Genomic DNA, 11,225 nt, shown 5'->3' with positions numbered 1-11,225 from the left:
TAAAAGGGGCCAGCGGGCCCCTTTCTTATGGCTTCTCTGCTGTAATCCGATTGGGCGCGTAAAGCGTCGGGGCGAAGACGGCAAGGATTGCCCCATAGGGAATCAGCATCAGCGTTCCCATGATGACCTTCACGAAGAAGTCGCCGAAGGCGAGCGACGCCCAGAGCGGCACGCCGAGGCCGAGAAAGGATGCCGGTTCGGCCAGCGACGAATCGGGCATTCCGGTCAGCCTGTCGATCCAGGCGAAACCAGCCGCGAAGGCAATCGAGAAGAACAGGATCGTATCGAGCACCGAGCCGAACATGGCGGCGGCAAAGGGGGCCTTCCACCAGGTCTTGCGGCGCAGGCGGTCGAAGACAGTAATGTCCATCAGCTGTGCGAAGAGGAAAGCGGAGCCTGAGGCAATCGCGATGCGCGGGGTTGCCAGCCAGATTGACATCGCGACGCCCAGTACGAAACCGGCATAGACCACTTTACGCGCCGCGGCAGGGCCGAAGCGGCGATTCGTCAGGTCATTGACCAGAAAGGCGACGGGATAGGTGAAGGCACCGTAGGTCAGCACTTCACCGAGGCCGAAATGCTGGAACGGATATTGGACAAGTATGTTCGACGCGGCAACCGCCACGCACATGGCCAGTATCGCAGGCATAAGCCGGGAATAAGAAGGTGTCTCGATTGACATTTTTTTATCCTGGGTGATGGAACCAGCAAAAAAGGCCGACAGAAGCCGGCCTTTTTTGTCAAATCATTTGGCCGAAAGCTTAGGCAGCAGCTGCTTCAGCCTGCTTCTTGGCGATCTGGCGCTTCAGCAGGCGAGCGCGCTGCGAGAGTTCCTTGTCGTCAGACTTGACGAGGAACGCATCGAGACCGCCGCGATGCTCAACCGAACGCAGGGCGTTGGCGGAGACGCGCAGACGATAGCTCTGGCCGAGCGTTTCGGAGATCAGCGTAACATTGCAGAGGTTCGGCAGAAAGCGGCGACGCGTCTTGTTGTTCGCGTGGCTGACATTGTTGCCGTACTGGACCGACTTGCCGGTCAATTCACAAGCGCGGGACATTTTGGTCTCACCTTCAATTACGTTCTTTTCAGGCCCCGACCCGAATGTCCGAATTCAAGCAATCAACGCAGTTTGATGCTGCTGGCGCGCGATCTCGGACAGGCGGCCTATTGGGAAAGTCGCGTTTCTATAGTGACAGCAGCCGTTGCAGTCAAGTGAGATTCCGTATCCATCGCGCAAAGACGCGGATTTCCGGCTTTCGCCGGGTCTTCACGAAAGCTTGCGATCATAACTTCGCCGGTTTTGCCTGTTGCACAGATACTGTATCGAAGAATCCCACGCAACTTTTCGGCGTTCCAATGTGGTTGAAAACCGATATTGGAAAAGCTGGCGGAAGGAATGTCGAACATGATCGAAACGTCGCATGCGTTGAAAACTGCTCGAAACCGTCTGGCGCGTTGCATCGTCCCGGCCCTTGCGGGACTCGTGATTGCCGGGTCGGCGATTGCGGGTGGACCAGCCAGGGCCGACGATCTCTACCGGACCGAGTATGATATTTCCATTTTCGGGCTTTCGATCGCGCGTTCTGCCATAGAAACCAGTGTCAGTGGCGCGAATTACAACCTCAATGGCCGTTTTTTGACGTCCGGCCTGGCGCGTGTTTTCGACGATACGGACGGCACGGTGCATGTCACCGGCAGCGCCGTCGGCGGCAAGGTCGTGCCGAAAAGCTTCGATCTGGCCTATAAGCATGGCCGCAAGAACAAGAGCACCACGATCCGCTTCGCCGATGGCAATGTGGTCTCGGCTGAAAACCAGCCTCCGGTGAAAAAGCGCGATCCCTGGGTGGAAACATCGCCGCAGGATCTGGTGAATGTCAGCGACCCGCTGAGCGCGCTCATGATACCGGCAAAGAATGGCCGCGCAGTCTGTGATCGTTCGCTCAGTGTGTTCGACGGTCAGACACGGGCGGAGATCAGGCTTTCCTTCAACGGCACCGAATCGTTCACGACCGATGGCTTCACCGGCGAATCGGTCATCTGTTCGGCGAAATTCATTCCGATTTCCGGTTATCAGAAGGGCAAGAAGGCCATCGATTACCTCAGCAATCGCAGCCGGATGACCATTTCCTTCGCCTCGCTTGGCAATTCCGGCATCTATGCCCCCGTGGTGGCGCGGATCGGCACGCAGATCGGCACGCTCAAGATCCAGGCTACCCGCTTTTCCAAGGTGAACTGACGGTCTGGGCCCTGTTCGCGGTTCAGTGCGCGTGATGCGCGCATTCCTCGTGGTTGCCGAGGATTTCGATCACGCGGCACTGGTCGATGCGGCCATGGGCGGTGCATTCCAGCATGCGCTGCAATTCCGTCTTGAGCGAGAGCAGTTTTGCGATGCGGTGCTCCACATCGCTCAGGCGCGCGCGCGCGATGGCATCGGCTGCCGCGCATGACTGGTCGGGATTATCCTGAAGGTCGAGAAGCGTGCGGATGGCATCCACTTCGAAACCGAGATCGCGCGCGTGACGGATGAAAACCAGCCGCTGCACATCGTTGCGGTCGTATAGGCGGCGATTGCCTTCCGTGCGCGGCGGCACTGGCAGAAGGCCGATCTGCTCATAATAGCGGATTGTCGGTACCTTCACGCCGCTTGCTTTCGATGCTTCGCCGATTGCGACATTTGTGATCATTTTGCGCTTGCTCCTCTAGTCACTAGAGGATGTAGACCTTGCTCAACATAATTCAAGAGCAGTGCTGAAAAGAGCAGATCATGAGTGAAACACAGAACCAGATTCGCTTTCGCATCGACGGCATGGATTGCGCCTCCTGCGCAGCCAAGATCGATACGGCTGTGCGGCGGGTACGCGGCATCGAGGATGTGTCGGTGTCGGTTGCGACAGGCACGATGACCGTCAGCCACGATGGAACAAGCGATCCCGACAAGATTGCAGGCAAGGTCCGCAGCCTCGGTTATGGCGCGGAGCCCATCGCCCCGGAAAAGCCGGCGAAAGAAAAAAACCTGGCGAAGCATGAGCATTCGCAGGATCATTCTCACCACGACCACGACCACGACCACGACCACGACCATAGTGCGTGCGGCGGAAACCACGACCACCATGATCATGAGCATGAGCACGATCATGAAGCCCACGGCAAAGAGATTGCCGTGACGGCCAACAGTTTGCGCTTTCAGGTCGACGGCATGGATTGCGCCTCCTGCGCGGCCAAGATCGACACCGCCGTGCGCCGCTTGCCGGGCGTGACGGATGTGTCTGTCTCAGTGACCAACGGTGCGATGAACGTCAATCACGACGGAACAGCGAAGAGCGATGAAATCGCCGCCAAGGTGACGGCGCTCGGCTACAAGACCACGCTTGCCGGAAAAGCCGCCGCCGCCGGTTCCGCCCCGAAGGCGAGCGCGCCGAGAAAGCCTGTGCCGTGGTGGCGCTCGAAAAAGGGCCAGATGATGCTGGCCTGTGGCGGCGGGCTGGTCGCGGCCTATATTGCCGGGCATCTCTATCCGGCGATTGAGTTATGGGCGTTTACGGCGGCGATGCTGATCGGCCTCCTGCCGATTGCCAAGCGCGCCTGGATGGCTGCCATTAACGGCACACCGTTTTCCATCGAGATGCTGATGACGATTGCCGCTATCGGCGCGATGTTCATCGGCGCGACCGAGGAAGCGGCAGCCGTTGTGTTCCTGTTCCTCGTCGGCGAGCTTCTGGAAGGCGTTGCCGCCGGAAAGGCGCGCGCCAGCATTCAGTCGCTCACTGCGCTGGTGCCGAAGACCGCATTTCTTGAGAAAAACGGGACGACTTCGGAAGTTGCCGCCGACAGTCTGGCGGTCGGCGACGTGATTTCGATCCGTCCGGGCGACCGGATACCTGCCGATGGTGAAATCCTGACGGGCGAAAGCGCTATCGATGAAGCGCCTGTCACCGGCGAAAGCACGCCGGTCGGCAAGGCTGAGGGCGACACGGTTTTTGCCGGCACGATCAATGGCGACGGTGTGCTGCGGGTGCGGGTCACTGCCGCCGCGCAGGATAACACCATTGCCCGCGTCGTGCGGCTGGTGGAAGAAGCGCAGGAGGCCAAGGCGCCGACCGAGCGTTTCATCAATCGGTTTTCCACCTATTACACGCCGGGCGTCGTGGTTGTGGCGGCTCTCGTCGCCATCCTGCCGCCGCTCGTTGCGGGTGCCGACTGGAATGAATGGATCTACAAGGGTCTCGCGATCCTTCTGATCGGCTGCCCTTGCGCGCTGGTCATTTCCACGCCTGCCGCCATTGCAGCGGCTCTTTCGTCGGGTGCGCGGCGCGGCCTTCTCATGAAGGGCGGCGCTGTGCTGGAAACCATCGGCAAGATTACAGCGGCCTGCTTCGACAAGACCGGCACGCTGACCGAAGGCAAGCCGAAGGTGACGGATGTGCTTGCGGGCGATCTGTCCGAGGATGAGGTGCTGCGTCTTGCCGCGTCTCTGGATGCAGGCTCAAGCCATCCGCTGGCATTGGCGATTGTCGGCGCTGCCGAACAGCGCGGCCTGAAACCTTCCCCCGTTACCAAGGGCAAGGCCCATGGCGGCAAGGGTGTATCGGGTACGGTCGGCGAGAAGGATCTCTTTTTGGGATCGCGCCGTGCCGCCAATGATATTACCGCCATTCCCGATGCGCTGGCGGGTCGCATTGCCGCCTGCAACGACGAGGGCAAGACGGTTTCCGTGTTGGTGGCCAACGGCAAGATCGCCGGCGCAATCGCCATGCGTGACGAACCCCGCGCCGATGCCATTGCCGGTTTGCAGGAGCTGAAAAGCGCCAATATTCGCACCGTCATGCTGACCGGCGATAATCGCCGCACCGCAGAAGCTGTCGGACGCGATCTCGGGATCGAGGTGCGGGCAGAGCTTCTGCCGGAAGACAAGCAGCGTATCGTCGGCGAATTGCGCAAGGAAGGGCTGATTGTCGCCAAGGTTGGCGATGGCATCAACGATGCGCCAGCACTTGCCGCGGCCGATGTCGGCATCGCCATGGGCGGCGGTACCGACGTGGCGCTGGAAACGGCTGACGCCGCCGTCCTGCACGGGCGGGTTGGCGATGTGGCGGAAATGGTCGATCTTTCCAAGCGAACCATGCGCAATATCCATCAGAACATTGCCATAGCGCTCGGATTGAAGGCTGTCTTTCTGGTGACCACCGTTCTGGGCATCACCGGCCTCTGGCCAGCAATTCTGGCCGATACAGGCGCAACCGTTCTCGTGACGATCAATGCCTTGCGGCTTTTGCGGCAACCGGCGCGGTAAATTGGTTGCCGGCGATCCATCTCCTCATCTTGAGGAGATGGACAACCACGGAAAACTTACTCGCCGATCAGGACGCGAATGCGCTCGCTATATTGCTTGCCGAAGGCGAGATGTTCGGGATTGATGTCCTTCAATTCGTCCACCAGCTGCGGTTCGCTCTCGGCGTCAGCCGCGGCAAGACTGCTCATCAGGGCGAAATAACCCAGAATATAGTCGGACGGCGTGATGTTCTGGGCTTTCAGTACTTCCACGACCTGCGGGCGGGTTTCGATGCTTTTCACCATCTTGTCGAAGGACGGCGTGGCATCCTGTCCTTCCTCTTCCGTCGCCGAGAGTTCCATGCCGCCCAGCTGTTCCTGCACTTTTTCCATGCGCGACAGGAAATCTTCGCTCAGCTTGAAATTGTTGATTTCGGCAGGCGTCTGCTTCGGCGTGACATTGAGCAGATCGTCGGCAAGCGCGATGCTGGTGGAAGCGGGCAGGGCGATAAGCGAAAGGCCGAGGAAAACGGCGCAGCCTGCAATCTTGAAACGGGATAACACCGTCATTCTTCTATCCTCGAACTGTGGAACGATTCGCGTTCTCAAATAGCAATAACATATGTCAGAACATATCCTTGCGCTTGCGGATTTCCGCAAACACCGCCTCGTCGGGCGCATCCTGCAAGCTGAGACGGCTGCGAATGCCGGCATCGTGCCAGCGCAGGAAGGGATTGGTCGCCATTTCAAGCGCGATGCTTGACGGCAATGTCATGCGATCGGCAGCACGCAGCCTTGCAATCTCGGCGGCGCGTTCCTTGAGAGCGGAATTGGCCGGATCGATGGTGAGCGCAAAACGCGCATTGCTTTCGGTATATTCATGGCCGCAATAGACCGCCGTGTCGCCGGGAAGCGCAATCAGCTTCTGCAACGACTGGAACATGGTGAGCGGCGTTCCCTCGAACAGCCGTCCGCAGCCAAGCGCGAACAGCGTGTCGCCGGTGAAGACGGCCTTTGCTTCCGGCAGATAATAGGAAACCTCGCCTGCGGTATGGCCCGGTGTCGCAATAGCCTTCACGCGGAAAAGGCCGAAGGTGAACTCGTCGCCGTCCTGCACGGTCCGGTCGATGCCGGGAATCTTCGTTTCTTCGGCCTTTGGGCCGATGATGCTGACGCCGTATTTCGCCTTCAGCGCTTCATTGCCCTCGACATGGTCGAGATGGTGATGGGTGGTGAAGACGAAATCGAGCGTCCAGCCGCGCCGCTGCAGCGCGGCCTCAATTGCTGCCGCGTCGGGCGCATCAATGGTGGCGGTCAGCGCACTTTGGGGATCGTGGATCAGGACGCCGTAATTGTCGCTGCGGCAGATGAACTGTTCAATTTCAAGCCGTGGTGCGATCCCGTTCATGGTGCCTGTCCTCCCGTTGCTATGCAGTCTTGTTGTCTTCCGTCAGTGAATGCTTCTGGATAAGCGGCATTTGTAAAAGCGTGAAGACAATGGTGATGGGCATAATGCCCCAGACCTTGAACGATACCCAGGCATCGGTCGAGAAATTCCGCCAGACCACTTCATTGACCACGGCGAGGAAGATGAAGAACAGGCCCCAGCGCAGCGTCAGCTTTCGCCAGCCCTCGGCATCGAGGCGGAAGGCGGAATCGAACACATAGCCGAGCAGGGATTTGCCGAAGAAAAGGCCGCCGAGCAGGATCACGCCAAACAGCGTGTTGACGATGGTGGGCTTCATCTTGATGAAAGTGTCGTTGTGCAGCCACAGCGTCAGTGCGCCGAACACCAGCACAACGATGCCGGAGACGAGCGGCATGATGGGCAGCGTGCGCGTCATCGACCATGAAATGGCAAGCGCAATCACGGTCGCAGCCATGAACAGGGCGGTCGCGAGAAAGATCGGCGCGCCGATGGAGGCCAGCACCGGAAAGTGCTCGATCAGGCTTTCTCCACGCGCATTGGCAAAGAAGAAGACCAGAAGCGGTCCCAGCTCCAGCGCCAGCTTCAGGAGCGGCGGCACTTCCCGGCGCTCGGCTTCACTTTTCTGCGACGGGTCGCGTTCGAAAACGGGATGCTCCATCAGGCAACTCCTGCGATGGCGCGGGCAAAATCCTTGGCCGCAAAGGGTTCCAGATCGTCGACGCCTTCGCCGACGCCGATGAAATAGATCGGCAATTTGTGCTTGGCCGAAATCGCGACCAGAATGCCGCCGCGCGCGGTTCCGTCAAGCTTGGTCATGACGAGGCCGTTGACGCCCGCGATATTCTTGAAAATCTCGACCTGATTGAGCGCGTTCTGGCCAGTGGTGGCGTCAAGCGTCTGTAGCACCGTGTGCGGCGCTTCCGGGTCGTGCTTGCCGAGCACGCGCACGATCTTGGCCAGCTCGTCCATCAGTTCGGCCTTGTTCTGCAAGCGTCCGGCCGTGTCGATGATGAGAACGTCGCTGCCCGCTTCCTTGGCCTTTTCCCACGCATCATAGGCAAGGCCAGCCGCATCGGCGCCGAGCTTGGAAGAGACAACGGGAGAGCCGGTGCGTTCGCCCCAGATATGCAACTGCTCGATGGCGGCTGCGCGGAATGTATCGCCAGCCGCCAGCATGACCTTGAGGCCGCCCGCGGTGAGCTTTGCGGCAAGCTTGCCGATTGTCGTGGTCTTGCCGGTGCCGTTGACGCCGACGACAAGGATCACATGCGGCTTGTGCGACAGGTCAAGCTCCAGCGGCTTGGCTACCGGACCCAGAACCTTTTCGATCTCCGCGCCCATGATGGCACGCACTTCCTCACCGGTCACGTCCTTGCCGTAGCGGCCTGAGGCAAGTGCGTCGGTGACGCGCATCGCGGTTTCAAGCCCGAGATCGGCCTGGATCAGCACGTCTTCCAGATCCTGCAACGTGTCGTCATCAAGCTTGCGCTTGGTGAAAATGCCGCCGATGGATTCGCTGAGCGAACTGGATGAGCGGGCAAGCCCGCGACGCAGGCGCTCGAACCAGGAAAGCTTTGGCTCCGGTGCGACCTCGACGGGCACTTCCTCCGCCGTTTCCTCGACCGCCTTGGCAACTTTTACCTTTTTCGGCTTCACCGGCTCTGGCTGAGGCGCGGGTTCGACCGCTTCCTCCACAATCGGCGCATCAGCAGCTTTTGCGACTTCGGGCTGTTCGGGCTCGGCAACTGGTTCCGGCTCGGACTCGACAGCAGGCCCGACAACAGGCTCGACAATAGATTCTGGCGCAGGTGCCTCGACCGCGATTGGCTCCATCACCGGAGGCTGTTCAATCGGGATTTCAATCTCGGCTACCGGATGCTCCGGTTCTGCCTTTTCTTCCGCAACCGTTTCAGCGGCAGGCTCTTCAATCGGCTCAGGCTCGCTGGCGATCACGGGCGCTTCCGGTTCGGAAACGACCGCTTCAACGACAGCGCTTTCGGTTTCCTTGGGTGCTTCGGCAGTTTCAGGAAGCTCTGTTTCCAAAGCCGTTTCCACGGCATCCGGCGCCGGTTGCTCGACCGGCTTTTCCTCAACCTCCTTCTTGCCGAAGGAGAACATTTTCTTGATGAAACCGATTGCCATTGTGTCGCTTCTGATTCTCTTATGCTGCCTGTGGCTCGACCTTGCGGGTGAGAAGCTTCTCACCGTCATGCCCTGTCACGATACGTTCGATGATCTCGCCCGGTGCGCCGCCGTCCACCGATGCCAGCGTAAAGCCTTCCGTGCGTGCAATGCCTTCCTTCTCGACCAGCAGGCGCTGGGCTGTGCCATTGAGAGAAGCGAGGTGCTTTTCATAGGCACGGTCCCCTTCGGCGCGCAGGCGGGCTGCGCGTTCCTTGACGATCTCGCGCCGCACTTGCGGCATGCGGGCGGCAGGCGTGCCTTCGCGTGCGCTGTAGGGGAAGACGTGGAGGTGGGACAGCCCACATTCCTCGACGATCTTCAGCGAGTTCTGGAACATCTCTTCGGTTTCGGTCGGGAAACCGGCGATGATGTCCGCGCCGAAGACGATATCGGGCCGAAGCCCGCGCACCGTTTCGCAGAAGCGGATCGAATCGTCGCGCAAATGGCGCCGCTTCATGCGCTTCAGGATCATGTCGTCGCCCGCCTGCAAGGACAGATGAAGATGCGGCATCAGCCGCTTTTCATTGGCAATCGCATCCATCAGATCGTCATCGGCCTCGATGGAATCGATGGAGGACAGACGCAGGCGCTGCAAATCCGGCACTTGCGCCAGCACGGTCTTCACCAGCTTGCCGAGGCGGAGATTGCCGGGCAGATCGGGACCGTAGGAGGTCATGTCCACACCGGTCAGCACCACTTCGGCATAGCCGTTGCCGACAAGGCGCTTGACCTGATCCACCACCGCGCCCATCGGCACGGAACGGGAATTGCCGCGACCATAGGGAATGATGCAGAAGGTGCAGCGATGATCGCAGCCATTTTGCACCTGCACGAAGGCACGCGCGCGGCCTTCAATGGCATCGACCATATGGCTTGCGGTTTCACGCACTTCCATAATGTCGTTGACGCGCACCTTTTCGAACTGGTTGACGCCGAAATCCGGCAGCATCCGGTAGGAATTGGATTTCAGCTTTTCCTCATTGCCGAGAATGAGGTCTACTTCGTCCATGGCGGCAAAATTGTCGGCTTCGGTCTGCGCGGCGCAGCCGGTGACGATAATGCGCGCTTCCGGGTTTTCGCGGCGGGCCTTGCGGATCGCCTGACGCGCCTGGCGCACGGCTTCCGCCGTCACCGCACAGGTATTGAAGATGATCGCGCCATCCTTCAATTCGCCGAGACCGGCGGCATCGGCCTCGCGCTTCATCACCTCGGATTCATAGGTGTTGAGGCGGCATCCGAAAGTTACGACTTCCACCGACATCAGGCCGCACCCCTGTCAGTTGGCCTGTCAGTTGGCCTGTCAATTGGCTTGTCCGTCTGGGCGTCGCGGCTCCATTCGCCGGTTGCCGGATCGAACGTGCCGGAAAATTCCCATTCGGCGGGGCCGGTCATCATGACATGATCGTCGTCGCGCCACTCGATCCTGAGCGGGCCGCCCGGAACATTGACGGTGACCGTGCGCCCGGTGCGGCGCGTGCGTGCTGCCGAGACGGCGGCGGCGCAGGCGGCGGAGCCGCAGGCGCGGGTGAGGCCCGCACCGCGCTCCCAGGTGCGCAGGTCAATCGTCTCGGTCGAGGTGACATGGGCAATCGAGATATTGGCGCGTTCGGGGAAGATCGGATGATGTTCCAGAAGCGGCCCGAATTTTTCCAGCTCATAGGACCAGACATCGCGGTCGACCCAGAAGATGGCATGCGGGTTGCCCATGGAGGCGACCGACGGCGAATGCAGCACCGGCGCGTCGATGGGACCGACCTGCAATTCGATCATGCGCGTATCGCGAAATTCTTCGGCAAGCGGAATGTCCTGCCACTCAAAGCGCGGCTTGCCCATATCGACCGAGATCAGGCCGTCTTCATGCTCGGTCGCGGTCAGGATTCCGGCGCGGGTCTCAAAGGTGAAATGCTGCCTGCCGGTTTCGGCGGCCAGCGCCTGCACGACGCAGCGTGTGCCGTTGCCGCAAGCCTGCGCTTCCGTGCCGTCGCAATTGATGATCGCTATATAGTTGTCGGTTCCCGCGATGCGCGGATCGTGGATCGCCATGATCTGATCGAAGACGGTTTCGCTGTCGCCCGCAAGACGGATCGCGGCTTCCGGCTTGATCCGGTCGGCGCGACCGCGCATGTCGGCAACGATGATCTGATTGCCGAGCCCGTTCATCTTGGCGAAGGCTGCCCTGGTGGCCATAACTATCGTGGTTCCGTTTTCCTGCGGCTTATGCTCATGAAGCCTATGGGACAATTAGGGTCTATATGGCGGAAAAGCCCGCAAATTGCCAGTACCCGGATGAGATTGCGAAAAGTTGCAGCCCGGACGTTTCGCCAGAACAGCTCCCAATATCGG

11 protein-coding genes are annotated in these 11,225 nt (G+C 60.0%); 2 read left to right on the top strand and 9 right to left on the bottom strand.

Annotated elements, in window-relative coordinates; genetic code table 11:
- Positions 1-25: 25 nt before the first annotated feature.
- The gene (locus AC0TOF_RS09455; protein ID WP_121999890.1) at positions 26-682 is read right to left on the bottom strand and encodes a queuosine precursor transporter; all 657 of its coding nucleotides are present in this window, start codon (positions 680-682) and stop codon (positions 26-28) included.
- Between the two features lie 79 nt (positions 683-761).
- A complete protein-coding gene (rpmB, locus tag AC0TOF_RS09450) occupies positions 762-1,058 on the bottom strand; it encodes a 50S ribosomal protein L28 (protein WP_112586719.1) in 297 nt (98 codons plus the stop codon).
- Positions 1,059-1,406: 348 nt separating this feature from the next.
- On the opposite strand from rpmB, the gene AC0TOF_RS09445 reads away from it, so the two are divergent.
- Positions 1,407-2,237: a DUF3108 domain-containing protein gene (locus AC0TOF_RS09445; protein ID WP_473768039.1), complete on the top strand. Its 831-nt coding sequence runs from the start codon at positions 1,407-1,409 to the stop codon at positions 2,235-2,237.
- Between the two features lie 22 nt (positions 2,238-2,259).
- Here the strand turns inward: AC0TOF_RS09445 and AC0TOF_RS09440 are convergent, their stop codons facing one another.
- Positions 2,260-2,685: a MerR family transcriptional regulator gene (locus AC0TOF_RS09440; RefSeq protein WP_473768038.1), complete on the bottom strand. Its 426-nt coding sequence runs from the start codon at positions 2,683-2,685 to the stop codon at positions 2,260-2,262.
- Between the two features lie 80 nt (positions 2,686-2,765).
- Between AC0TOF_RS09440 and AC0TOF_RS09435 the strand changes: the two genes are divergently transcribed.
- Positions 2,766-5,291 carry a heavy metal translocating P-type ATPase gene (locus AC0TOF_RS09435; RefSeq protein WP_473768037.1) on the top strand — a complete coding sequence of 842 codons (2,526 nt, stop codon included), beginning with the start codon at positions 2,766-2,768 and terminating at the stop codon, positions 5,289-5,291.
- Between the two features lie 56 nt (positions 5,292-5,347).
- Here the strand turns inward: AC0TOF_RS09435 and AC0TOF_RS09430 are convergent, their stop codons facing one another.
- The 6 genes from AC0TOF_RS09430 to dapF are packed head-to-tail and all read right to left on the bottom strand — an operon-like array spanning position 5,348 to position 11,069.
- Positions 5,348-5,839: a hypothetical protein gene (locus tag AC0TOF_RS09430; protein ID WP_473768036.1), complete on the bottom strand. Its 492-nt coding sequence runs from the start codon at positions 5,837-5,839 to the stop codon at positions 5,348-5,350.
- A 55-nt stretch (positions 5,840-5,894) separates the two neighbouring features.
- Positions 5,895-6,677, bottom strand: coding sequence for a hydroxyacylglutathione hydrolase (gene gloB, locus AC0TOF_RS09425; protein WP_473768035.1), 783 nt, complete (start codon positions 6,675-6,677; stop codon positions 5,895-5,897).
- Between the two features lie 19 nt (positions 6,678-6,696).
- Positions 6,697-7,356 (bottom strand): septation protein A, encoded by a 660-nt coding sequence (locus tag AC0TOF_RS09420; protein ID WP_121983439.1) that lies wholly within the window; start codon positions 7,354-7,356, stop codon positions 6,697-6,699.
- Positions 7,356-8,840, bottom strand: a complete 1,485-nt coding sequence (gene ftsY / locus AC0TOF_RS09415) for a signal recognition particle-docking protein FtsY (RefSeq protein WP_473768034.1) — start codon at positions 8,838-8,840, stop codon at positions 7,356-7,358. Before ftsY ends, AC0TOF_RS09420 begins: the two co-directional genes overlap by 1 nt.
- Positions 8,841-8,859: 19 nt before the next feature.
- Positions 8,860-10,143 (bottom strand): tRNA (N(6)-L-threonylcarbamoyladenosine(37)-C(2))-methylthiotransferase MtaB, encoded by a 1,284-nt coding sequence (mtaB, locus tag AC0TOF_RS09410; RefSeq protein ID WP_473768033.1) that lies wholly within the window; start codon positions 10,141-10,143, stop codon positions 8,860-8,862.
- A complete protein-coding gene (dapF, locus tag AC0TOF_RS09405) occupies positions 10,143-11,069 on the bottom strand; it encodes a diaminopimelate epimerase (RefSeq protein ID WP_473768032.1) in 927 nt (308 codons plus the stop codon). Before dapF ends, mtaB begins: the two co-directional genes overlap by 1 nt.
- Positions 11,070-11,225: the final 156 nt, after the last annotated feature.

Source organism: Ochrobactrum sp. PL_is501 (assembly GCF_055816895.1).
Note: the sequence above shows the minus strand (reverse complement) of the source record. Positions and strands in the feature narration are given on the sequence as shown.